General features: G+C 63.3%; 15 protein-coding genes. 11 read left to right on the top strand and 4 right to left on the bottom strand.

Going from position 1 to position 24,825, the window contains the following annotated elements:
- Nucleotides 1-136 precede the first annotated feature (136 nt).
- The 5 genes from gltB to CRD15_RS03495 all read left to right on the top strand — a co-directional run bounded on the left by gltB (nucleotide 137) and on the right by CRD15_RS03495 (nucleotide 8,308).
- Nucleotides 137-4,744, top strand: a complete 4,608-nt coding sequence (gene gltB, locus CRD15_RS03515; RefSeq protein ID WP_187401922.1) for a glutamate synthase large subunit — start codon at nucleotides 137-139, stop codon at nucleotides 4,742-4,744.
- On the top strand, nucleotides 4,745-6,283 hold the full coding sequence (locus tag CRD15_RS03510) for a glutamate synthase subunit beta (protein WP_187401921.1): 1,539 nt from the start codon (nucleotides 4,745-4,747) through the stop codon (nucleotides 6,281-6,283). It abuts the gene before it with no gap.
- A complete protein-coding gene (locus tag CRD15_RS03505; protein WP_187401920.1) occupies nucleotides 6,280-6,975 on the top strand; it encodes a LysE family translocator in 696 nt (231 codons plus the stop codon). Before CRD15_RS03510 ends, CRD15_RS03505 begins: the two co-directional genes overlap by 4 nt.
- 20 nt (nucleotides 6,976-6,995) lie before the next feature.
- On the top strand, nucleotides 6,996-7,400 hold the full coding sequence (locus CRD15_RS03500; RefSeq protein ID WP_187401919.1) for an RNA-binding S4 domain-containing protein: 405 nt from the start codon (nucleotides 6,996-6,998) through the stop codon (nucleotides 7,398-7,400).
- 98 nt (nucleotides 7,401-7,498) lie between these two features.
- A complete protein-coding gene (locus CRD15_RS03495; protein WP_034974151.1) occupies nucleotides 7,499-8,308 on the top strand; it encodes a VOC family protein in 810 nt (269 codons plus the stop codon).
- A 71-nt stretch (nucleotides 8,309-8,379) separates the two neighbouring features.
- On the opposite strand, the gene CRD15_RS03490 is transcribed toward CRD15_RS03495, so the two are convergent.
- Complete coding sequence (locus CRD15_RS03490; RefSeq protein ID WP_187401918.1) at nucleotides 8,380-10,518, bottom strand: M13 family metallopeptidase; 2,139 nt, start codon at nucleotides 10,516-10,518, stop codon at nucleotides 8,380-8,382.
- A 61-nt stretch (nucleotides 10,519-10,579) separates the two neighbouring features.
- On the opposite strand from CRD15_RS03490, the gene CRD15_RS03485 reads away from it, so the two are divergent.
- From CRD15_RS03485 to CRD15_RS03475, 3 genes are all read left to right on the top strand, one after another.
- Nucleotides 10,580-11,284 (top strand): hypothetical protein, encoded by a 705-nt coding sequence (locus CRD15_RS03485; protein ID WP_255463721.1) that lies wholly within the window; start codon nucleotides 10,580-10,582, stop codon nucleotides 11,282-11,284.
- A complete protein-coding gene (locus CRD15_RS03480; RefSeq protein WP_187402029.1) occupies nucleotides 11,277-12,245 on the top strand; it encodes a PrsW family intramembrane metalloprotease in 969 nt (322 codons plus the stop codon). The genes CRD15_RS03485 and CRD15_RS03480 overlap by 8 nt, the downstream gene beginning before the upstream one ends.
- 123 nt (nucleotides 12,246-12,368) lie before the next feature.
- Entirely contained in the window at nucleotides 12,369-13,847 is a 1,479-nt protein-coding gene (locus CRD15_RS03475; protein WP_187401917.1) for a glycoside hydrolase family 25 protein, read from the top strand.
- 851 nt (nucleotides 13,848-14,698) lie between these two features.
- Here CRD15_RS03475 and CRD15_RS03470 read toward each other — a convergent pair.
- The 3 genes from CRD15_RS03470 to CRD15_RS03460 form a co-directional block, all read right to left on the bottom strand.
- The gene (locus CRD15_RS03470; protein ID WP_187401916.1) at nucleotides 14,699-18,190 is read right to left on the bottom strand and encodes an arabinosyltransferase domain-containing protein; all 3,492 of its coding nucleotides are present in this window, start codon (nucleotides 18,188-18,190) and stop codon (nucleotides 14,699-14,701) included.
- Between the two features lie 136 nt (nucleotides 18,191-18,326).
- Nucleotides 18,327-20,474, bottom strand: a complete 2,148-nt coding sequence (locus CRD15_RS03465) for a galactan 5-O-arabinofuranosyltransferase (RefSeq protein WP_187401915.1) — start codon at nucleotides 20,472-20,474, stop codon at nucleotides 18,327-18,329.
- A 48-nt stretch (nucleotides 20,475-20,522) separates the two neighbouring features.
- A complete protein-coding gene (locus CRD15_RS03460) occupies nucleotides 20,523-21,815 on the bottom strand; it encodes an NYN domain-containing protein (RefSeq protein WP_034979960.1) in 1,293 nt (430 codons plus the stop codon).
- A gap of 167 nt (nucleotides 21,816-21,982) precedes the next feature.
- Here CRD15_RS03460 and CRD15_RS03455 point away from each other — a divergent pair, with 167 nt between their 5' ends.
- Genes CRD15_RS03455 through CRD15_RS03445 form a run of 3 tightly spaced genes read left to right on the top strand, consistent with a single transcriptional unit; the run spans nucleotide 21,983 to nucleotide 24,613 of the window.
- Nucleotides 21,983-22,357 carry a GntR family transcriptional regulator gene (locus tag CRD15_RS03455; RefSeq protein ID WP_034966447.1) on the top strand — a complete coding sequence of 125 codons (375 nt, stop codon included), beginning with the start codon at nucleotides 21,983-21,985 and terminating at the stop codon, nucleotides 22,355-22,357.
- Nucleotides 22,354-23,286 carry an ATP-binding cassette domain-containing protein gene (locus CRD15_RS03450; protein WP_034966444.1) on the top strand — a complete coding sequence of 311 codons (933 nt, stop codon included), beginning with the start codon at nucleotides 22,354-22,356 and terminating at the stop codon, nucleotides 23,284-23,286. The genes CRD15_RS03455 and CRD15_RS03450 overlap by 4 nt, the downstream gene beginning before the upstream one ends.
- A gap of 1 nt (nucleotide 23,287) precedes the next feature.
- Complete coding sequence (locus tag CRD15_RS03445) at nucleotides 23,288-24,613, top strand: ABC transporter permease (RefSeq protein WP_237744291.1); 1,326 nt, start codon at nucleotides 23,288-23,290, stop codon at nucleotides 24,611-24,613.
- Nucleotides 24,614-24,825 lie beyond the last annotated feature (212 nt).

The raw sequence follows: 24,825 nt of genomic DNA, 5'->3' as shown, positions 1-24,825 counted from the left end.
CCATGACGAAATGATGTGATCGGCGCGACAGCTAGATTTTGCTAGAGACGCAAGTCACCAGCAGAACCGCGACTCGATTGCAACTTTATTCGCATATGCAACTGCAGTACCTGTGACGAGAGTTAGGCCGTAAATCATGAAAAACTACCCTGCACGCCAGGGTCTTTACGACCCCCAGTTTGAGCATGATGCGTGTGGTGTCGCCTTCGTGGCTGACATGCACGGCCGCGCGACACGCGACATTGTGGACAAGGGCATTCAGGCCCTGGTGAACCTGGACCACCGCGGAGCAGCTGGAGCGGAGAAGAACACCGGCGACGGCGCCGGCATCCTCATCCAAATCCCGGACCGTTTCTACCGAGAGGAAATGGCCAAGCAGGACATCACCCTGCCGCCGGCTGGACAGTACGCCACCGGCATCGCCTTCCTGCCCAACTCCCGCATGGCCGCGCTCGACGCTGTGCGCGCTGTCGAGGCCATCGTGGAGGAAGAAGGGCTGAACCTTATCGGCTGGCGCGACGTGCCGGTCGACGACTCGAGCCTGGGCGCCATCGCGCGCGACGCCGAGCCGCTGTTCCACCAGCTGTTTGTCTCTGGTGAGGACGCCAACGGCTCCCCTCTAGAGGGCCTCGAGCTCGACCGTAGAGCCTTCTTCGTACGCAAGCGTGCAGAGCGCGAACTCGGCACCAAGGGTCCGGGCGAGGGCTCTGGTGGCGACACCGTGTACTTCCCCTCCCTGTCCGCCCGCACCATCGTGTACAAGGGCATGCTGACCACCCCGCAGCTGCGGGACTTCTACCTGGACCTGCAAGACGAGCGTATGGAGTCCGCACTGGCTATCGTGCACTCCCGCTTCTCCACCAACACCTTCCCGTCCTGGCCGCTGGCACACCCTTACCGCCTGGTTGCCCACAACGGTGAGATCAACACCGTCCGCGGCAACGAAAACTGGATGCGTGCCCGCGAATCCCAGCTGCGCTCCGAGGTACTGGGCGACCTGGATCGCGTGCTGCCGATCTGTGGCCCGGAAGGCTCGGACACGGGCCGCTTCGACGAGGCCCTGGAGCTGCTGCACCTGGCCGGTCGCAGCCTGCCGCACGCCGTGCTGATGATGGTTCCACAGGCATGGGAACGCAACCCGCACATCGACCCGCAGGTCCGCGCGTTCTACGAGTACCACTCCAGCTTCATGGAGGCCTGGGACGGCCCGGCCGCCATCACGTTCACCGACGGCACTCTTATCGGCGCCACCCTGGACCGCAATGGTCTGCGCCCGGGACGCATCTGGATTACCAAGGACGGCCTGGTCGTCATGGCCTCCGAGGCCGGCGTTCTGGACATCCCGGACAGCCAGATCGTCAAGCGCACCCGCGTGGAGCCGGGCAAGATGTTCCTGGTCGACACCTCCCGCGGCTGCGTAGTTGAGGACGAGGAGATCAAGCAGTCCCTGGCCGACCAGCCGTACCAGGAGTGGGTCGACGAGCACCTGGTGAAGGTATCCGACCTGCCGGCGGCCGAGCCGATCGGCATGAACCACGAGCGCATCGTTCTGCGCCAGCGCGTGTTCGGCTACACCGAGGAAGACCTCGAGACCCTGCTGCTGCCGATGGCTGCCAAGGGTGCCGAGGGCATCGGTTCGATGGGTACCGATACGCCCATCGCCGCCCTGTCCAACCGCCCGCGCCTGCTGTACGACTTCTTCGCGCAGCGCTTCGCTCAGGTCACCAACCCGCCGCTGGATAGCTACCGCGAGAAGATGGTCACCAGCATGTTTACTCAGCTGGGTGCGCAGGCGGATGTTCTAAATCCTGGTTCTGACGCCGCCCACCGGATCCACCTGGACACTCCGATTCTGGGTAACCAGACGCTGGCCAACCTGGCGAGTGCCGCGGAAAACGCGGAGGCTTCCGGCTCTGGCGCAGACCTCAGCGCCTTCAAGGCCGTGCGCATCCCAGGCTTGTACAACGTGGCACACGGCGGCAAGGGCTTGCGCGAGGCCATCAAGCGCGTCCGTCGCCAGGTCACGGAGGCCATCGAGGATGGCGCGACCATCCTGATCCTTTCTGACCGCGAGTCCGATGAGCGCTACGCTCCGATCCCGTCGCTGCTGCTGACCAGCGCCGTGCACCACCACATGGTGCAGGAGAAGACGCGCACCCGCGCATCGCTGGTGATCGAGTCCGGCGGAGCCCGCGAGGTGCACCACCTGGCCATGCTCATCAACTTCGGCGCGGATGCCATCAACCCGTACATGGCCCTCGAGACCGTCAATGAAATGGTCAACGACGGACGAGTGGGCGTCACCACAGAAGAGGCCGAGGAAAACTACATCAAGGCCGCGACCACCGGCATCCAGAAGGTCATGTCCAAGATGGGCATCGCGACGGTGGCGAGCTACCGCGGTTCGCAGCTGGCCGACGTGGTGGGCCTGCACCAGAGCCTGCTCGACGAGTATTTCGTCGGCGCATTCAGCCCCATCTCCGGCATCGGCCTGGACGAGATCGCCGACGACGTGGCCAAGCGCCACCGCGCGGCATTCCTGCCCCGCCCCGAGGAGCAGGCACACCGCGAGCTGGAAATCGGCGGCGAGTACAAGTGGCGCCGCGAGGGCGAATACCACCTGTTCAACCCCGAGACCGTGTTCAAGCTGCAGCACGCGACCCGCACTGGGCAGTACCGAATCTTCAAGGAGTACACCGAGAAGGTCGACAAGCAGTCCGAGCGGCTGGCTACCCTGCGTGGCCTGTTCAAGTTCAAGTCCAACCGCCCGTCGATCCCGATCGAGGAGGTCGAGCCGGTCAGCGAGATCGTGAAGCGCTTCGCCACCGGTGCGATGTCCTACGGTTCCATCTCCGCCGAGGCGCACGAGACCCTGGCGATCGCGATGAATCGACTGAAGGGCATGTCTAACTCCGGTGAGGGCGGCGAGGATCCGGCCCGCTTCGAGCCGGAGGCGAACGGCGACTGGAAGCGTTCCGCCATCAAGCAGGTGGCTTCCGGCCGCTTCGGCGTGACCAGCCACTACCTGAACAACTGCACGGACATCCAGATCAAGATGGCGCAGGGCGCCAAGCCGGGCGAGGGCGGCCAGCTGCCGCCACACAAGGTGTACCCCTGGATCGCCGAGGTGCGTGTGACCACCCCGGGCGTGGGCCTGATCTCCCCGCCGCCGCACCACGACATTTACTCCATCGAGGACCTGGCGCAGCTGATCCACGATCTGAAGAACGCCAACCCGGATGCGCGCATCCACGTCAAACTCGTCGCCGAGCAGGGCGTGGGCACGGTCGCCGCCGGTGTGTCCAAGGCACACGCGGACGTGGTGCTGATCTCCGGTCACGACGGCGGCACGGGTGCCTCCCCGCTGACCTCACTGAAGCACGCGGGTGGTCCGTGGGAGCTCGGCCTGGCCGAGACCCAGCAGACCCTGCTGATGAACGGCCTGCGCGACCGCATCACTGTCCAGTGTGACGGTCAGCTGAAGACCGGCCGTGACGTGATGGTCGCAGCTCTGCTGGGCGCCGAGGAGTTCGGCTTCGCGACGGCTCCGCTAGTGGTCTCCGGCTGCATCATGATGCGCGTCTGCCACCTGGATACCTGCCCGGTGGGCGTGGCAACCCAGAACCCGGAGTTGCGCAAGCGCTACACCGGCCAGGCCGAGCACGTGGTGAACTTCTTCAAGTTCATCGCCGAAGAGGTCCGCGAATACCTCGCAGAGCTGGGCTTCCGCACCCTGGAAGAGGCCGTGGGCCACTCCGAATGCCTCACCGGCGGCGAGATGGAAGTCGAGCACAAGACCGCGGGCAAGCTGAACCTGGAGCCGATCTTCGCTCAGCCGGACAGCCCCTTCATGCACCAGGATCTGCACTGCACCAAGGAGCAGGATCACTCGCTGGACAAGGCGCTGGACAACCAGATCCGCAAGGACGCGGAAGACACGATCCGCCGCGCCGCTGCGGGCGAGGACGTGTCGATCGAGCTCAGCTACCCGATCACCAACGTCAACCGCACGGTCGGCACCATGACTGGCTCGCTGATCTCCCGCGTGGCTGGCCGCGACGGCCTGCCGCAGGACACGGTGAACCTGCAGTTCACGGGCTCCGCCGGTAACTCTTTCGGTGCCTTTGCCACCCACGGCATGACGCTCACCCTTAACGGTGACGCCAACGACTACGTGGGCAAGGGCCTGTCCGGCGGCCGCATTGTCATCCGCCCGACGGCGGACGACGCGGCTGAGGACTTCACCAGCGACGTCATCGCCGGCAACGTGTTGGGCTTCGGCGGCGTACAGGGCGAAATGTTCATTCGCGGCACCGTGGGCGAGCGCTTCTGTGTACGTAACTCCGGCCTCACCGCCGTCGTTGAAGGCGTGGGCAACCATGGCTGCGAGTACATGACCGGCGGCCGGGTCATCGTCCTGGGCAAGATCGGCAACAACTTCGCAGCCGGCATGTCCGGTGGCATTGCCTACCTGGTGGATGACGGTAGTGGCGTCACAAACAGAATCAACACCGAGCTCGTAGACATCGAAAAGATCACCGACGAGGAAGAACTGCGATGGGTCGAGCAGACGATCCAGACCCACCGCGACCTGACCGGATCTACCGTGGAGGTCAACGCCGCGGACCTGATCAAGGTCATGCCCCGCGACTACGCCCGTGTGCTCAAGACGATCGCGCGCGCCGAAGCTGAGGGGCTCGACAAGGACGGCATCGCCGCCGCAATCATGGAGGAAGTGAAGTAAATGGCTGATCCACGCGGATTCCTGAAGCACCGCCGCGAGTCGGCGGCACACCGACCCGTCCCGCTGCGCCTGCTGGATTGGAACGAGGTCTACGAGGACTTCTCCGATGACAAGGTGCAGACCCAGGCCAGCCGCTGCATGGACTGTGGCATCCCGTTCTGCCACGATGGCTGCCCGCTGGGCAACATCATCCCCGAGTGGAACGACCTGGTACGCAAGGGCAACTGGCGCGAGGCCTACGACCGCCTGCACGCCACCAACAACTTCCCGGAGTTCACCGGCCGCCTGTGCCCCGCACCCTGCGAAGGCGCCTGTGTGCTGGGCATCGGCGATGATCCGGTGAACATCAAGACCGTCGAGTACACCATCGTCGAGCACGCCTGGAAGGAAGGCTGGATCAAGCCGATCAAGCCGAGCTTCAAGACCGGCCAGCGCGTAGCTGTCGTCGGCTCCGGCCCGGCCGGCTTGGCCGCCGCGCAGCAGCTGACCCGCGCAGGCCACGACGTCACCGTCTTCGAGCGCGCCGACCGCATCGGCGGCCTGATGCGCTACGGCGTGCCCGAGTACAAGATGGAAAAGAAGTGGATCGACCGCCGTCTGGAGCAGATGGAGGCCGAGGGCACAAAGTTCGTCGTTAACACCTCGCCCACCGGCGAGCAGCTGAAGGAGTTCGACGGCGTGATCGTCGCCATCGGCTCCACCGTCGGCCGCGACCTGCCCGTGGCGGGCCGCGACCTGAAGGGCGTGTACCAGGCGATGGAGTACCTGCCGGAGGCCAACAAGGTCTGCGAAGGCGACCGCGAGGAATCCACCATCAACGCCAAGGGCAAGCGCGTGGTCATCATCGGCGGTGGCGATACCGGCACCGACTGCTTCGGCACCGCGCTGCGCCAGGGCGCCATTGAGGTTTCCCAGTTCGACATCACCCCGAAGCCGCCGAAGACCCGTGGTGCCTCCACCCCGTGGCCGACCTACCCGCGCATCTGGCGCGTGGCGTCCGCCCACGAGGAGGGCGAGTACCGCGTGACCGGCAACGAATCCGCCGACGAGATCGCCGCCCTGGGCCTGGCCGAGCGCCAGCAGGGCGACGAGCTGGGCATCCGCCGTTACTCGATTAACACCGTGGAGATCACCGGCGACGGCGAGAAGGTCACCGGCCTGAAGGGAGCCGAGTGCCGCTTCGGCGAAAACGGCCTGGAAAACATCCCGGAGTCCGACTTCGAGATGGATGCCGACCTGGTGCTGCTGGCGATGGGCTTTGTCTCCGTTGAAGAGACTCCGGTGGTGCGAGACCTGGGTCTGAAGATCGGCGAGCGCGGCCGCCTGGAGCGCGACGATACCTTCCGCGCCCAGCCCACCAACGCCGAGTTCGCGGACATTCCGGTGTTCGTCGCCGGCGACGCGGGCCGCGGCCAGTCCCTGATCGTGTGGGGCATCTCGGAGGGACGTTCCGCCGCTGCGGAGCTGGACCGCGAGCTGATGGGCGAGACTGCCCTGCCGCGCTCGATCAACCCGACTGATGTGGCGATGCAGGCTTGAGTTTTGCCGCTTACCTGGGGCTGCTCGGTGCCTGGGTGCTGGCCATTGCGGTGCCGGGCCCGGACACCGTGCAGCTCATTCGTTTGGGTGCACGGTCGCGCCGCTCGGCGGTGTTCGCCGCGCTCGGAATCTGTACAGGCAATGTGCTGTGGCCGGTTGTCACGATGCTGGGCCTGGCCGCGCTGATCGCGGCCTTCCCATGGATCCTTACCGCGTTGTACCTGTTCGGCGGCTGTTTCCTGATCTACATGGGCCAAGGCGCGTTCCGTTCCGGTTATGCGGATTGGCGCGCGCGTGCAGCCTTACCTGCTGTTTCTCTTGATGACGCCACCCGCGCCCCAACGGCAGACAGTGAGGCGAAGGCCTCTGTGCGTGCACCGCTGGGGGACTTCGCTTCCTGGCGCTTGGGGCTTGCGACCAACCTGTCGAACCCCAAGGCGCTGCTGTTCTTTGGTTCGGTGTTTGCGCAGTTCATCCCGGTGGAGGCTTCCTTAACGGACCGGCTGCTGGTGCTCGTTTTGATGACTGTCGTGGGGCTGGCGTGGTTCTGCGGCTTCGCCATGGCGGTGGCCGCGGGGGCGGAGAAGATCCAGCGCATCAATCCCTTTATCGAGATGGTGGCCGGGGTGCTATTCGTCGTGCTGGGCGCGTTCCTGGCCTTCGAGGGCGTGCAGATGCTGATGGGTAGCTAAAGGCCGCTAGACTGAGGCTCATGGGATTTCCAGAGGTCAGCATTCGCGATTCCGACATCAAACTGGGGCAGTTCATCAAACTGGCGAACCTGGTGGAGACCGGCGGGGAGGCCAAAGAGGCCATCGCCGCCGGAGCCGTGCAGGTCAACGGTGAAGTAGATACCCGCCGTGGCAAGACGCTGCGCCCGGGCGACGAGGTGACCCTGGTGGATGCGGAAACTGGCGATGTGTTGGCCGGAGCCGTGGTGGTTAGCACCGCGGGCGCAGGCGCTGGCACCGCGGGCGCAGCTGCCACGACCAGCTCGGAAGTTGCCGACGACGACCTCGGCGAGTTCTTTGATGAAGCCACCGCAGACGATGACTTCGACCCGGAAAAGTGGCGCAACGTCAGCCTGGAAGATGTTCGCGAGGACAACGCGATCTAGCGTTATCCGATCGCCTGGCCGGTGGAGGCCGGGTTGGCGTCAATAGAAAACAACAGTTAGCCCCCAACAAGAACACAAGAAAGAGCAGTGGAGGAAACATGCCCGCGATGATCGCCCAGCCCGGAATGCCCGTATGGCTGGATCTGGCCAGTACCGATGCGGCGAAGTCGGAGAAGTTCTACGGCGAGCTGCTGGGCTGGGAGTTCGAATCCCTGGCCGACGGCTACTCTGTGGCGAAGAAGCAGGGCATGCCGGTGGCGGGCATCGCGCAGATTCCGGAGGGGAACCAGTCCGTGTGGGGAGTACTGCTGTACACCCCGGACGTGAAGCAGGCGCACGACAAGGCCGTGCAGGCGGGGGCGAAGTCCGTGCTGGAGCCGCAGGATCTGGGGGAGCGGGGCGACATGGCTGTGCTCATCGACCCGTCGGGCGCGACGATTGGCCTGCGCAACCCGGCGGATGAACATGCTCTGATCGCCGCGGGCGAGCCCGGAACCCCGGTGTGGTTTGAGCTGATGGTGGCTCAGAACTGGGAAACGACCCTGGAGTTCTACCACGAGCTGGCGGGTTGGGATATCAAAGCTGCGGGGACCGACGACTTCCGCTATGCCACCGGCGAGTTCGACGGCGCGGCGGTGGTCGGCCTGTGGGATACCTCCGCGTTGGAGGTGCCGGGGATGTGGACCGTGTACCTGGGCGTGGCCAATGTGGACGATGCGGTCGCTAATACGCCCGAGCTGGGCGGAAAGGTGGTTCGCCCGGCCTGGGAATCCGAGTTCGGCCGCATGGCGACCATCGAGGATCCGACGGGTGCGCTGGTGAACCTCTGCGAGATCGAAGAGTTCGTCCCCGACGAGGATGCGCACGAGCCGGACCTGCTGGCCCCGGAGAACTTCCAGGCCTTCTAGCGCGCCGGGCTAGCGTGAGCCCCAGCAGGCGCCCGGCTAGCGTGAGCCCCAGCAGGCGCCGGGCTAGTGCATTACCAGATGCAGACGCGCTCGTCCTCCGCCAGCCACATGCCGTCGCCTTCGCGGACGTCGAAGGCTTCGTAGAATTCCGCGATGTTGCTGGAGACCACGTTGCAGCGGAACTCCGCTGGCGAGTGCGGGTCGATGGACGCGTACTGCGCCGCCATCTGCGGGCGGATCGCGGTCTGCCAGATCCGCGCCCAGCGCAGGAACACGCGCTGCAGGGCGGTGTACTCGGTGGTGTCCGGGTTGCCATCGGCATCCACCAGACCCTCGACCGGCAGCTTCTCCGCCGTCTCGAAGGTCTGCCCCTGGTCGGCCAGGTAGCGCCGCAGCGCCACGATGGCGATGCCCAATCCACCCAGATCACCGATGTTTTCACCCAGGGTGAAGCTGCCGTTGACGGTGTGCTCCGTGATGCCACGCTGGCGTAGCCCCGTCGGCACCAGGCCGTCGTACTGCGCGACCAGCTTGTCGGTCAGAGCGGTGAAAGCTTCGCGATCCTCCTCGGTCCACCAGGAGTTCAGATTGCCGTCACCGTCGTACTTCGAGCCCTGGTCGTCGAAACCGTGTCCGATTTCGTGGCCGATGACCGCGCCGATGGCGCCGAAGTTGCCGGCCATATCCGCCTCCGGGTCAAAGAACGGCGGACGCAGGATTGCGGCGGGGAAGGTGATGTCGTTCTTCACCGGGTTGTAGAACGCATTCACTGTCTGTGGGGTGGCGAACCAGGTTTCGTTGTCGCTGGGCTTGCCCAACTTCGATACCTCGTAGTTGTGGTTGAAGCGGCTCGCCGCCCACACGTTGGTCAAAAGGTCCGCGCCGGTCGAGCCGAACTCTAGGCCGTCGAAGTCGCGCCACTTATCCGGGTAGCCGATCTTCGCCTGGAACTTATCCAGCTTCGCCAGCGCCTTCTCGCGTGTCGCGGGGGTCATCCAGGCCAGCTCGCTAATGCGCTCGCGGTAGGCGGCGATCAGGTAATCCACCAGCTCCAGCATCTTCTTCTTGTGCTCCGGCGGGAAGTGCTCGGCGACGAACTTCTTGCCCACCTCTTCGCCCACGGCGCCCTCGACCAGTGCGACGCCACGCTTCCACCGCGCCCGCTGCTCCGTAGCACCGGACAGGGTGCGGCCGTAGAACTCCCAGTTCCGCAGGTTCACTTCCGTCGGCAGGTAGGCCGCGTTGCCCAGGATCACCCGCCAGTACGCCCACAGCTTCCACTCGTCCAGGCCGCTGACCTGTGGCTTATCGCCCGATCCGGCTGCCACGCCCTCGCCAGCTGCCATCGCTGCGACGTGCTCCAAGTAGCTGGGCTGGCACACCACGACGGTGGCCCCGCCAGCGCTTTCCGTATCCACACCAGTGGCCGCCAGCCACTCGCGGAAGGGGAAGCCCGTCGGCAGATCCTCCACCTTCGTCGGGTTGTAGGTTTTCTCTGCATCGCGGCTGGCCACGTTGTCCCAGTGCCCGCGCGCCAGCTCGGTCTCGAAGGCACAGATCGCATCCGCTGCCGCAGCTGCGCCCGCATCCGCGTACTTCCCGGGCAGTTCCAGCTCGCTGACCAGGCCCAACATGTCCTCTACGAACTTGCGGTACGCCTCGCGCGTCGCTGCGTGTTGTTCCTCCCGGTAGTACGCCTCGTCCGGCAGCCCCAGCCCCGTCTGTACCAGGTAGGCACGCTGAATGTCTTCGCTGGAGTCCTTCTCGATCCAGTACCCCACAACACCGCCAGTGCCTTCCACATCTAGCCTGCCGAGTACCTTGGCCAGGTCGCTGACCGAGGCGGCGTCATTAATAAGCCCCAAAGGCTCCCGCAGACCCGCCAGACCCGCGGCGGCGATGCCTTGCACGTCCATAAAAGACGCGTACAAAGCGCCCACGCGACCGTCCGGCTCGTCGGTGGCGGCGGCCTCTACAATCTCACGAACCTCCTGCTCAGACAGGTCGCGTAGCTGGTGGAAAGTGCCGTCGACGGGGCGGTCGCTCGGGATCTTGTGGGTGGCCAGCCATGCGCCGTTGACGTGACGGTACAGGTCCTGCGCCGGCGAGGGCTGGGTTGCCTCGCCCGCCTGGTTCTGGGCCGGAGCCTCGGAGACATCGTCCGGGATCGTCGCGGCCGGAGTGTATTCTTGCGCATTATTTTCAGTCATGTCCACCACCTTAGACACCATCCCGGACAGGGTGTCCGAGGTAGTCGTTAGGCTGGGACGTATGTTTCCGCATCCCGTGGCGCCGGCCACTCCTCGCCCCGCGCCGACGACCTATCGCCCCGCGCCGACCAGCCCACAACGGCGCGGTCTGTACTCGGCGTGGCTCATTTCTGCCCTGTTGTTTCTAGTTGGAGGTGCCTTTCTTCTGGACGCCACCCTGGAGGACAGCTCTAAGGCTCTAACAGTCAAGGACGGGATGGCGGACTCGATCCTCACTTATTCCGAGTGGCCGCTACGCTTTGCAACTCTGGAAGACTGCCACGATTCACCTGGCCTGGGGCGCCCGGGAATCATGCAGCTGGACTGCGACGGCGAGGACATTCGCATGATCGGTATGTCGCACGTGGACGTCAAGTCGGAGGAAGCCGTCAAGCGCGCCATGAACCGTGGCCTGCGCGCATTGATCTTCCAGGATGGCTTGGAACTGGATTCGACGGACGTGAAGAACGATTTGTCGGAGGAAGACAAGTCCCGGCTGGACAAAGCCAAAGTCGACCAGCTGCGCGTGTCCCAGAGCTACCGCCGTGGAGACGAGCGGTTTGTCTCGGTGGCTTTCGTACAGGACAAGGCCGCGGTGGTGGTTGTGATGCAAATTCCGGTGAAGTCGGCGTCATTCGACAAACAGTTAGAAGAGATCAACGAGTTAGTGCGCGGCGTCAGTCTAGATAGTAAATACAAAGAAAGAGCAGGTGAGCCCAATGTTTAAGGCGCGCAACTACCGTGTGTTCGAAGTGCCGCGCGAATTTCACCTGCAGCACCCTCCGCAGGCCAGGCCGAAGCTGCGGCTGTTCCGCGACGGGTGGATGGTGGCGTATTGGCTGCTTCTGATTCCGAGCCTGGTGATGTCGGGTTTTCTGCTGATCGGCAACAACCCCTCGAAGGTGAGCTCCACCCTAGGGCTGGTGCTGCTGATCGGCGCGGCACATCTGGCGGGCGTGCTGGTGTGCATCAGGTTGCTGCCTATATATAAAGGAACGCCTCGGCGGCTGGTCGCGTTGGCGGTGCTGTGGGGCGGGGCAGCCTCGGTGGTGCTGGCGGCGGCCGTGATTCAGCCGCCCGTGGTCCACGCCGTGGATAAGCTGGGTTGGCACAGGATGACCGCCAGCTTCGCCGGGGCGTACCCAGAGGAGATTGCGAAAGGGCTGGGCATCTGGCTGCTGCTGTGGATGGGACGGGCGTGGTGGAACCGCCCGTGGCACGGGATCATCGCCGGGCTGCTGGTCGGACTGGGCTTCGAGGTGTTCGAGAACATGATGTACGCCATGATGCTGGCCGTGATGGATCCGGTGTCCGATGTGCGGGGTGCGATGTCGACGTACCTTTTGCGAATGGTCGCAGGGCCGGCGAAGCACATGATGTTCAGCGCGTTGGTTGGATATGGCATCGGACTGGCGCTGTTCGTGGGTGCGAAGGCGGGGAAGCGGCGCACTGTCGCTTGGCGGCTGGGGGCGGTCGTGTTGTGGGGTGGTCTGGGCTTCTTGACGCATTTCGCGTGGAATGTGCGCTGGATAGGAGGGTCGTCGGCGTTTCAGTTGCTGTGGTTGGCATGTGTGTGGGTCGGGCTGGCGGCCTTGGTGATATGGCTGATTGTGCGGACGAGTCGGGAGTTTTTGCGCTGGAAGAGGCAGGGTGTTTGCCCAGCTGTGGCGATATATCAGCGCGTGTGATGAAAATCACATAGGGGGTTGAGCTGGGGTTTTTGGTTGGAAGGTTTCCTGCAGCGAAGAGTGTTGTCGATGAGGCTAGTGTGAATGGTGTGAAAGGTGTGACTTTTGGGTATGGTGTGATTCATGATTTCACTGCCATGGCGCCGTACCACGCGCAAGTCCGTCCCCGCACGCCTCACCGCAACGGCACTAGCTGGCACCGCCTTCACGGTGGCAGCCCTCGTTGCCACCGACATTGTCCCCGTACCCTCCTGGGCGCTCGAGGGTGTTGACGTGGCCTCCCACCAGCACCCGGGCGGTGCTGCTATCGACTGGACCGCAGTAAAGCAGTCGGGTCAGTCCTTCGCCTTTGTTAAGGCGACCGAAGGCAACTACTACACCAACCCCAACTTCTCCACCGACTCTATTAAGGCCCAGCAGGCCGGCGTGGTGCCGGGTAGCTACCACTACGCCCGCCCGGGTAACCACGACCCGCGTGGCGAGGCACGCCTGTACGCCACGACCCTGGCCACCGGTGCGCAGCCTTCGCTGCCCCCGACGCTAGATCTGGAGGAAGACGGTGGCCTGAACCCGACCGAACTGCAGAACTGGGTGCGCGAATGGGTCGACGAGATCAAGACCCTGACCGGCCGTGATCCGATCATCTACACCTACTACTACTTCTGGAAGAACAAGATGGCTAACACCACCGAGTTCTCCGAGTACCCGCTGTGGCTGGCCTACTACCGCGACACCCTGCCGGCGGATATCCCGGGTGGCTGGGATCACGTGACGTTCTGGCAGTACTCCGACTCTGGCAACGTCGACGGTATTAAGGCCAAGGTGGACCTGAACAAGTACTACGGCGACGATGCTGCCTTGAATGCTCTGGCATCCGGCATGTCGGCGAACACCGCTGCTGGCCAGGCTTCCCAAGCTCTGGACGTGCTGCGTCCGGCAGCTAATGGCGAGGCTGCGGTCGCTAACAAGATCGAGCACGCCACCGGCGTGAACGTTCCGCTGGCTACCGACTTCCTGATGCAGGTTCTGGGCGTTATCGGTGGCCGCGTATCCCCGGACGTTTTGCTGACTCAGGGTAAGGCGCAGATTCAGGGGATGGATCCGGCGCAGGTCGCAGGTTCCGCTGGCGCTGCTGGCAACGGTGGCAACGTATCCGGTTCCATGAAGACCGCCCAGGAAGTTCTGACGGCCTACACCGCACTGTCCGGTGCGCTGAAGGAGTTCAACGCTGGTGGCAAGAAGCTGCCGGTCGAGGCAATCCTGAAGCTGCTCCAGGGTGTCGCGCCGGGCGCTGGTGCAGGTGCTGGTGCTGGTAAGGGTGGCGCTGTGAACATCGGCCAGATCCTGACCCTGCTGCAGCAGTTCGGTGGCATCTCCAACTGGAATGCCAAGCTGGAGAACGGTCAGGTCAAGCCCGATGCTAACGCTTTCGCTGACCTCGCGGATGCCGCGAAGTCCGCCACTGCCGATAGCTCCGCCCCGGCAGGTCAGGCTCCGGCTGGCGCCCCGGCACCGGCTGGTCAGGCACCGGCTCCCGCCCCAGCTCCGACCCCGGCCCCTGCCCCGGCTGGTCAGGCTCCCGCTCCGGCCCCTGCTAGCTAGGCACCGGCACCGGCTCCCGCCCCAGCCCCTGCTAACTAAACGCTGGCTTGGCCCCGGCAAGCATTCCAGCTTCGACTGCTGACGCTGCTGCGGCCAACCAACCGCCGTCCTCACTGGGCGGCGGTTTTCCTATGTTGCGCTGCTTGCGTACTGGCCTATTCGGGATCTGCACCCACTAGCTAGAGCTATTCCAGCCTCCGCGCTCACTCACTTAGGTCGATCGCGCGGGCCGATGTCCCAAATCTTCCACTTTCGCCGGGTGGCTGGTCTGCAGCAAAAATTCTTAAGCCTCTGACCTGCATAAACGGAAAGTTATAAAAACAGAGTGGAAGATTTGGGACATTCCTCTCCTCGCCAGGCCTCCGAGAGGTCCGCTTTTGAGCAATCTCCGAATAAGCGGCCCATTTTCGCGCCCCTATTCAGGTATCGCCCGACCCCGTTTAGGCCGTCTATGGCGCTTACAGAGCTTTGACCCCGAACCAACCCCCACCGCAATCGCGTAATTGGTCTCGATTTAGGGTGACTATGCATGCTCACTCCCACCGATCCGGAGGGGTATTGTCCTAAATCTTCGAGTTATTGGAAGTAGCGGGTCTGCAGTAAAAAATCGCAGGCCTCTGACCTGCGCAAACAGAATAGTTATATTCTAAGACGTGGAATTTGGGACATCCCCCTCAGAGACTGCCCGCACCCGAAGCTCCGGGGGCGTCAGCGGCGGGGCAGTGGCGCGTCTGTGGCGGGTCAGTGGCGGGTCTGTGGCGCGTAAGTGGTGGGCCAGCCCGCCCCAACGCCAGGTCGCCAGCCCGCCAGCCCGCCCCAACGCCAGGTCACCAGCCCCCGCCCTCCAGCAGCTAGTCCGAGAACTTCATCGGCCCGTTGTACCAGAGCCCGGAGCGCTTGTGCGTCTCCGTCTCCAGCTTCACCGGCTTCGGCGCATCGCCGGAAGCGTTCGGGAAAGGAGTCAGCTTGTCCAGCACACCCCAGTCCCGCTGCCAGTCGTCCTTCAGGTAGGTCGGAATTTCCTCCGCCTGCGAGGTCATCTGCACCAGGCCGTAGGATCCACCACCGGAGTAGTCCATCACTGGCGTGTGATTGCTGCGCACGTCATGGTCCGGCGAAATGCGGAACTTAGCCGGTTCCGCCACGCCTGCCCAGTGGTCGTACTGCTTCTGGCACGGGAACTGGAATGCAATCGTCCAGTCCAGCAGCGTCGGTGCTTCGGAGCCCACGTAGTCGTTCAGCGACTCCATCTCCGGCACGCGCGGTGGCGTGATGGCAATCCACTGCGCAGGCGTCAGGTTCGGGTCGTTCGCAACGATGCGCACCGAGTCTGCGTCCTCCGGCACCTGGTCCATCGGAATGCGCAGGTTACGCCACTCGGGCGCGTAGCCCGGATCCAGCGGAATCTGCTCGCCCAGCACCTTAAAGTCCTCGGCCTTCTTGGAGCCGCCGGACTTGCCGAATTGCACCTTGATCTCCTGGCCGTACTTGAAGATCCCGTCCATGTCGAAGTGTCCGACCCGTCCGGCCACGCTGAACACCAGCAGTGGCAGTCCGTCGCGGTTCTTCGGCAGGCTGTACCAGCTGGTCATGGTGTTCGCTGGCGTCTGCAGCCCCTCTGTGAACGAGCCCACCACCGGCACCCTGTTCGTGTCGATCCCGAACGGCAGCACTGCGTAGGAACCGTTCACGCCCTTGGTGGCGCGCAGGCCACCGGTGGTTCCGGAGGCGTCGTTGCTATCGCTGCTGCTGCCCTTCTCAGCGTCGGAATCGTTTGTTGCCTTATCTTGGGACGCCGCAGCCTGCGCCCCACCACGGTCAGCGGAAGTGCGCGAATCATTGGAGCTAGAGTCCGTGCTGGAATCGCTGCTGGATTCCTCCTTGCGGAACTGGTCGGCGGAGCCCACGGTGGATTGCGATTCTCCGCTGGACTTCGCATCGATCTTGGCGGGGATGTTGTTCGGCTCGAAGCCGCGACCTCCGCCGGCGGTCAGTGAGTCCTTCAGCGAGGTGCCGTCGGCGGGCTTAAGGAAGGACTCGTTGGTGTTGGTTTCCACCAGCACGTCCGCGGCCTGATTGCAGCTTTGACCCGTCAGGGCCATCACGTTGCCCTTGCCCACGGAGTAGGCGGGCCACTGGCTGACCATGCCCTTCGTCATGGAAGCAAGGGTGAACACGACCGTGATGGTCGTGAGGATGCCGATCGGCGCGGCCGTCAGGCCGCGGAAGCGGTCGAGCTTATTGCGCTCGGCCCGCTCCAGATCGGCCACTTCCGATTCGGTGGTGGCACGGGCGTGTTTGGCGTCCGCAAGAAAACCAACGATAGCGCCCCACACCAGAACAACGATTGAGATAGCGAGTACCACCGAGCTGGCGGTAATGCCGGAGATCTGCACCGGCTTGTCCCACCACGGCACACCGTAAGAGGACAGGTACCACCAGCCGTTCGGGCCTGCGAGGGTGAAGGCGAACAGCATCAGGGTGGAGCCCAAGAACAGGATCCGGTTGCGGCGGGTCTGTAGGGCGAAGCGGGAGGCTCCGACTGCTGCCAGGGCCGTCAGCGCGGCGCCGATGCCAGCGAACACGCCGAAGTGGTGGGTCCATTTGGTGGGCGTGAACGTCATGAAGAACAGGGTGCCCAGGATGACCAGCAGCAGGCGCATGGACGGCCCCTTGGCGGCGCCGGTGATGCGTCCATTGCGCAGCATGGCGGCGATGACGATGCCGATGCAGAAGAACAGCATGACCATCGTGAAGCGGCGCGGGAAGCTACCGTCGACGGTTTGTTCCATGAGGGCTTCGTAGCGGCGGAACTCGTCGTACCAGTGCATCGACGGGCCGATGGCGCCGCGCAGCTTGATTGCCTCTGCGACTGTGCGCAGCGTCTGGTCGGCGAACACGGCCGTGAGGATCGCGGTGCCGGCCGCGAGGAACGGGGCGATCTGCGCCAGGATGGCGGCGATGACCGTCTTCTTCGGGGCACCCTTCGGCGCGCCCAGCAGCGGCAGTCGGCGGGTGAGGATGCGGATCAGCGCACCGAGGGAAGCCAGCAGGGCGGAGACCGCCATCAGGCCCGTCGGGCCGGCGCCCAGCGCCAGGGTGGCGATGATCGTACCGACCGCGGCGGGCAGCAGGCGGTGCGTGGCGATCGCGCGCTCAAAGGAAACCCAGGCCAGCAGGGAAAGCACGGCGATGATCGGCTCTGGGCGCGTGCCGTTGTTGAAGGTCATCCAGAACAGCAGGAACGTCGCCGCCATGGTCCAGTGCGCTACCCGGCGCTGGTTGATCTTGGCGCCGAGGCGCGGCATCACTTCGCGGGAAAGTACCAGCCAGGTCACAAGTCCTGCGATGAGGGACGGCAGGCGCATCCAGATGGAGGCGGTGGTGACGTGTGTCATCAGCGCCAGCAGGTCGTAGAACGGCGAGCCGAACGGGGATTCCGGCACGCCGAACCAGCGGTAGTAGTTGGCCATGTAGCCGGACTCGTGGGAGACCTTGGCCATGGTCAGCAGGTAGCCGTCGTCCGAGGTGTTCGCGCCGACAAAGTACCAGGCCAGCAATACGAAACCGACTACGCCGTCCAGGGGGCGGGGCTTCCACCACTTGCGGTGGAACAGTCGGCGGGAGGTGGTGCGCTTATCCAGAATGTCGATGCGGTGCAGGCAGTACAGGGAGATCGCGGTGGCGATGATGCCCACGAAGATCGCCAGGTACTTGATAGCCGAGGGGGAAGAGGTGAAGCGCGAGTCGACGGTGACGTGTGCCTGGAAGCCAGCGTCGATGGTGTTGTTCGAGTTCTTCTCGGTGTTCTTGATGTCCGTGTAGATGCCGGTGAGGGCAGGTCGGACATCGTCGTCGATAGTGGAATCCAGTGCGTAGCCCAGGGACTTTTCTGCGTCCGGAACCCAGGAGCGAGTGGATTCGTAGTTAGAGGTGATGCGCAGCTTCGCATCGTCCGGCAGCTTCGCCAGGGCATCCTTCTGGATGGTCAGTGGCACGACGTTGCGCACGACCACGTCCAGGCTGTCGTCGGTAGAGCGGACGAACAGGCCACGCAGGGTGGCCTCCGTGGATTCCTGCGGGAGGGTGGACAGAATATTGGTCGCACCGTTGTCCAGGTTGCGGACTTCCTTGATGGGCACGGTGATGTCCACGTCCTGGGGGACGTAGGAGATCAGCGGTGCTTGGACGGAGGTGAGGTCGTCGTCCTGGGGCCAGTTAAAGGAGGACTGAACCTGGTTGACCGGCAGGAAGGGCAAAGACAGGAACATCACCATGCCGATGAGGCCGGAGATGATGGACGCTAACTTTAGTTTTCCTGTTGGCTGCTGAACTTTAGACACAACAGGTAATTGTAGGACACGAGACGGCTAACTCGGAACTCAAATAGCCTGTTTCTTGTGATTCTTGCGCATTAATGTGACGAATGTTGTTTTTGGGGTGCTCTTATTCTTCTTATTGACGCCCCTTGTCACCGGGCTAGCGCTGCCGCACCGCAACCACGAACGGGCCGACCTGGTGCAGGTTCCAGCCCTTGGCGAATGCGGTGGCTTCGAAGCTGATCGGACGGAAGCGGACATTCGGCTGGCTGGGGTAGAGGTCGTCGGCCACCAGGTAGGTAAACGTGCCGTTGCCTGGCCCCTTGACCTTCGGGAGGGGCTTCTCGGTGCGCTTCTGGGCTGGAGTCTTGTCGCCTGGCTCGTTGGCGGAGCCCGTCTTGCGCTTCTCCATCTCCTTCTCCAGGTCGAGCTGCCCGCGCAGCAGCAGCGCATCCGGCGCCTTCCACCCGTTCGTCTTCTCCGCATCATCCATGGCCGCCAGCAGTTCTTCGGGCTTGGTGATGTCGCCCCAACGCTCGATGACCTCATTGCGGCGGGCGAATTCGCCGAGCGGATTGGCGTAGTGCGCGGTGAAGGCCTGGTAGGCGTTGTAGGGATAGTAGGCCATGAAAGTTTTCTCGTCCGTCAGCAGCACCTTGCCTGACCGACCTCCGAGCTCTTCGTGCAGTACCTGATCCACCTGGGCGTAGTAGACGGCGGAATTGCCGGGGAGCTGGTCGCCACGTTTGCCGTCGCCGTCAGTGTCGGTGTAGGCGGTATCGATGTGGTCTTCGTGGACGAAGGGGATCTGCGAGGCATAGTGAATGCCACAGATCGCCAGCACGATGGCCATGACACGACTGACTAGCACCCCAAAGCCCGGCTTCCGGCGTTCCAGCGAAGACATGCGCGGAGCATAAACCAGTCGCCAGTCGGCGATTGCCAGCACACCGGCGACGGCGAGGATGATGCTGATCGGGACCGCCACACGGAAGCCCAGCAGAGTGGTGCCGAGGACCGTCATGAGCAGCGACAGTATCACCCAGGCGTAGCAGACAATGAGCCCGTAGGTTAGGGCGCGTACATCGCCGTCCTTGCGCCGGAAAACCATCCAGATCAGGGCGGCTAGGGACAAGAAGGCGATGGCCGTCGACTCGAAGAAGGGGGTGGGGATATGCGTTGCGGCCTCGGGGAGGTAGTGCTGGGCGGTGCCCGTCGGGCCGTGCGGCTGGGTCAGTAGCGCCCAGACGTATGGTCCCCAGCCGACTAACGCCAGGGCGATGGACCCCACACCGATGATCACGAGCTTGATGAGTGGCTGGATGCTGCGCACCGTGATTGCCCCGGCAACGGCGAGAGCCACCACGGTCAGGGCGGACACGGCGGTGTACAGCGTGTACAGGTTCGCCGATAGTCCGAGGTAGATGATGGATCCGAAAAGCGCAGTCCGGCCTCCGTGCAGTGCTCGCCGCGCGACCACTAGCGCCGGTGCCATGCCCATTGCGACGATCGCCGCGTAGGGCTCATCGCCGCCGACGGTTAGGGTGACTGCGACTGTCACGAGCGCCAGGGCGCTGGCGACCGGAAGGGAGCCGCAGATGCGCTGCCATACCGGCACCAGCATGCTGCCTGCCATCGCCATGGTGATCAGTGCCCACGGCTGCATAGCTACCCAGCCGGACAGTCCGAAGATGCGGGCGAACAGTCCTCCGGTGAAGAACCATAGGCCGGGGTAGAAGGATGGCTCATCGACGTACGCCATGTCTTCCCACCCGAGGGAATCCGTCATGCGCGTGAGGGACTGCGTGCGGAAAGCCTGATCCACGCTGATGCCGCCGAGGTAAAGCTGTGTCGCGGCCAGCGGAATACCTAGCGCGGCCAGCACCAGTACAGCGGGGGCGAGGTACATCACCAGCTGCAGCACGATGGAGACCCAGGGCCGTAGAGTTTCCCGTCGGGCGCTCCGTCCCGCGCGGCTATCCGCACGGCCATCCGCTCGGCCATTGTCCCCGCGGGAACCCTTGCGGGCGTTCTTGTTTAGCCATCGCGGCGGGTAGATCCACCAGTAACTCGCCAGGCCAGTGAGGACGACCAAGATGGCGATGCTCGCCGTAGTGAGGCCGCGCAGCACGAAGCTGTTGGTGAAGGCCGGGAAGTTCGTGTGCGACATGATGTACCACCCTGCGGTGGTTCCGGCGAACGCAATCGCACCGGTCAGCGCCAGGCGAATAAGGGTCTGGCGCACCGTCAGCGCGTCTTTGCTGAAGGGAACCGTCGGGTCGACCTTCGCGGCGGGGCTTGAGCTCATTGCTTCATTGTTACATATGCCCCGGACGGCCTTGGTTTCTCTGGTGCGTTAGCGCAGCATAATGCCCCTAATCCCAGAGTGAAATCCGTCACGCAAGCCCACTCGCTGACTTTCGGAGAGCGTGTACTCGTGCAGTGTTTCGCAGGCGAACTGCAGCAGCGGCCGGTCGATCTCTGGGGGCAGTCCACCGCCGGAGAGCAGGTGCGCGTTGTCTCGTTGCTCCTCGGTGGCGATGTTGTCGTACCACCAGACCGCGTATTGCTGGCCGATGTCGGAGGGGCTCTGTTCGCCCGCTGTAGCCCAGACCTCGTTGGGTAGCGGCACGTACCGGCTGCGCAACTTGCGGTGGCGCGCCATCATGCCGGGGTTCGGGCGCGGCTTCGGCTTGGGTGCCTCTTCTGCTTCGGGTGCTGCTTCCTCTGGTTGTCCTGCTGGTTGTTCTTCTGGTGGTGACGCCACCGCCTCCGGCTTGGCCGCGGCTTCAGGTGCTGCTTGAGCGACGTCCGCGGGGCTTGGTACCTGCGGGGCAGTGGTGCGCTCGGGAGTTGCCAGCAATGCAGGGGACGGCGCAGTAGGGGACGGCTCAGCCGGAGCTGTTTCGTCAGTGGCTGAACCGGTGGCGTCGATAGTGCCGGAAGTGCCGGCAGCAGTGTCGGTGTCGGCAGCATCGCCGGATACACCACCGGGCACGTCCGACGCTGTGACCACGCACGGGCTGGGATCCGCGGGCTCTTCCGCGTCTCCCAGTGGCTTGTCCTCAGGCTGTTCGGGCTGCTCGCCAGCCGGCAGTGGACCTTCCAGGATCTGCAGGCGCATGGTGTCGCGGAAGTCCTCGCGCGGATCCAGGATTGTGGTCGTGTCGCAGGCGAAGCGCAGGGCGGAAGACATGGAATCCCAGCCGAATCCGTAGAGGTGCACACGGATGCCTGCCGCGACGGCCTCTTCTACGCCGGGCAGCATGTCGGCGTCGCCAGAAACCAGCACGATGTCCGATACCTGGCGGTTCATCGCGGCGATAACGATGTCCGCGACCAGTCGAGTATCCACTGCTTTTTGGGTGCGCCGCTCGCCCCACTCGATCAGCTGGCCGGCGCGCAGCTGCACACCCGGTTCGCTGCGTAGGGAACGCTGGTAGCGGTGGGGGCCGGAATCGGGGATTCCGTCGTACCAAAATTGCCGGTGGACGGGTTGCTTTAGTTGGACTTGAATCATCTGGCCGAGGACGGCCACGACCTCCGGTAGGTCGATTTCTAACTGTGCGCGGGCGCCGGTATCCCAGGAGTTATAAAAGCTGGCTAGCAGGTAAGACGTGTCGACATAGACCTGTGTTCTTTCCAACATTGTTCATTGCTCATTTCATTTCGCTCGTTGTTAGTTCTTGTCCCTCTAGCATGCCTGAAAACTCTGTTGTATGGTTAGTTACACAAGTAACCAACCAGCTAACTAAAAGCGCCGAAACGCAGAGCGCGCTGGGAGCTTGTTAAGTAGTGCTTTGAAGGAGGCACCGCGTGGACGAATCGGCAACACCGCTTTTCCAGCAGGTCGCGGACCTGATAGCGGACGCGATCGTGGACGGGTCGCTTCCTGAAGGCGAACGTGCCCCCTCGACAAACGAACTCGCAGAATTCCACAGCATCAACCCCGCCACCGCCAGGAAGGGGTTGGCGTTGCTGGTCGATCAGGGGGTATTGGCCAAGCGGCGCGGCGTGGGAATGTTCGTCGAACAAGGCGCGCGGGAGCTCATTCTGACCCTGCGTAAAGAAGCCTTCGCAGCCAGTTATTTGGTCCCCCTCGTCGACGAGGCCGCCAAGCTGGGCATGAACCGCACGCAGCTGAAAAACCTCATGGATAAAGTCGCAGAAAGTAGAGGACTGTACGAATGAACGCCACAACATCTCCCGGCGCTGCCTCTGGCGTCGCCCCCAGCATCGAGCTACGCGACGTCCGCCGCAAGCTCGGCTCTACCCATGCCCTCGACGGCGCGACTGCTCACCTCCCAGGTGGCCGCGTTTATGGTCTTATCGGACGCAACGGCGCGGGCAAGACCACCCTGCTGCGCACCATCGCGGGCCAGCTGCGCGCCAAGGGTGAGGTCCTCATCGGCGGTCAGCCTGTCTTCGACAACACCGCAGTCCTTAACGGCCTGATCCTCTCTGGTCCCGATGTTCCCTGGCCTGCGGATATCAAGGTCAAGCAGCTGCTCAATGTGGCTGCCGCCCGTTGGGGGACCTGGGATCACCGCTACGCGGACCACCTCTGCGAGGTCTTTGAGATCGATACGCGCAAGCCTCTTTCCAAGCTCTCGCGCGGACAAAAGTCCCTGGTCTCGATTGTTATTGGCCTGGCCGCGCAGTGCCCCGTCACCCTCCTTGACGAGCCCTACCTGGGGCTCGACGTGCAGAATCGCGAGCTGTTCTACAAGCTCTTGCTGCAGGATGTCGAGCGCAACCCACGCACCTTCATCCTCTCGACCCATCACGTCGACGACGCTGCCCGCATCCTCGATTCGGTCGTCCTCCTCGATAAAGGCCGCATCACGGGAGTCGGCACCCTCGACTCCATCACCGAGCGCATTGCGATCCTCTCCGGTTCCGCCGCGGCCGTCGACGCCACGCTCGGCGAGGTTGGGGCCGCTGGTTCTGTTCTTAACGACGCCACCTCTTCCGGCCTACGTCGCTTAGTGCTAGACACTCACAGGTTGGGTGTCGGCAGCGTCCAAGATCTCGCTGCCCGTATTGAGGGCAGTGGCGTACGCGTGACCAGGGCAGATCTGGAGCAGGCGGTACTGGCGCTGACCGGAAGGGAGTTCTGACGTGACGAATGTCTACCCGCCCATGCCGTGGGGGACCCACTGGAAGCTGGCTATGCGCCAGCTGCAGTCTAAAGCCTGGAACTCTGGAATAAGCATCGTGTTCATTCTTCTCGTCCTCTTCTTTGCAATGGGTGGGGAAGAAATCCACGGGTTCAAGCTAGGGGCATACCTACTATTTGGTCTTTCGCTGGGGCTGCAGCCGATCACCGCAGTGTGGGACAAGGCGCAGCTTCGTGCTCTGGGGATGAGCGTGGCGGATATCCGCCGAAACTTCCTGATAGTCATGCCTATTGCATCGACAGTCGTCTGCGGATCCATGCTATTGGGCTACATCCTCGCGCAAACATTCAATTGGCACATCCCGGCATTCTGGCTTGTCTTGGCAGTAGTTTTCGTCGTGCACGTGGCCAGCATTATTGGTGCACTCGCTCGGGTGGAAGATAACAATGAGGTCATCAAATCCACCAAGGAAGACAAGGCTGCAGCGGTAGAGGAAGGGGCCGATCCCGCTGGGGAAACCACCGATGGCGCTTTCGGCTTGTTCGCTGGGGTGTTGAATACGGAGACGAGGTGGCGTCAACAAGAACAAAAGGGCGCCAACCCCTCGGCGCTGGATTACCTCACCGCGTGGCGGATCGACAGGTACATGGCACGGGTATTCCTTATTGGGCTCGCCGCAGTGAGCATCGGAACAATTGGCTGGTTTGTCACAGGGGTGACGACCAGTGGTGCGATGTGGCTCTACCCGGCATCAATGTTCCTGCTGATGGCAGCGTTCTACTTCGGTGAAGCGCTCAACATGAGTCTGGGCAATTGGCTGGTGTTCTCGGGTGATCGCCGCCAGTGGTATGCGAAAGCTATGGGGCGGGTGGCGCTGTGGCTGCCAAGCATTGCGCTTTTGATGCTGTTAGGGATCGCAGAGTTCCTGCTGCTGCATGCCATCTTCCCGAGCGTAGGAAACCTAGAGGTGCGTGCAGATGCGAAAAGCTTGGTGATAACCCTGCTGGTCGCAGCGTCAGTGGCCGCAACTTTCGGCCTGGTTGGGATAGTCGGCTTCTGGGTGAGTAACCGGTTCACCGGATGGCTGAAATGGGTGGTCATCATCCTGTCCATCATGGTGCTTTCAGCTGCACTGGCTGCAGCTATCGTCACCGTTCAGGAGGTAATCGAGGCCGACGGGAATGTGCTGAGGTTCGTGCTAGGAATAGCCGCTGGGCTAGCACTAGTGCTGGCCCTTGCGTTTGGTGTGTTGAGCAGAGGCATTCAGCGCTTCGATACGACCAATGAGTCGGTGAGCGAAAACCTGGGCTTGGCTACGGAAGCTTAAGGCAGACCCTTAGGCGTGGAAGCCGGGTTAGAAGAAACACCGACGCAGGGGAATGCGAGAAAGTGGCGTGCATTAGACACCCTAAAAAGCATGCTTGACCAGTAAGTTTGTGTTTGTTGTGGGGTGTGTGTACATTAATTCGAGTCAGCGCGACACGGCGCCGGGAGTTACAGACTCACAGCGTGTCTTGTAGAGCGTGTCTGGCTAATCAT

Origin of the sequence: Corynebacterium sp. LK28, assembly GCF_014335105.1 — a bacterium.
GTDB classification, from domain to species: domain Bacteria; phylum Actinomycetota; class Actinomycetes; order Mycobacteriales; family Mycobacteriaceae; genus Corynebacterium; species Corynebacterium macclintockiae.
Note: the sequence above shows the minus strand (reverse complement) of the source record. Positions and strands in the feature narration are given on the sequence as shown.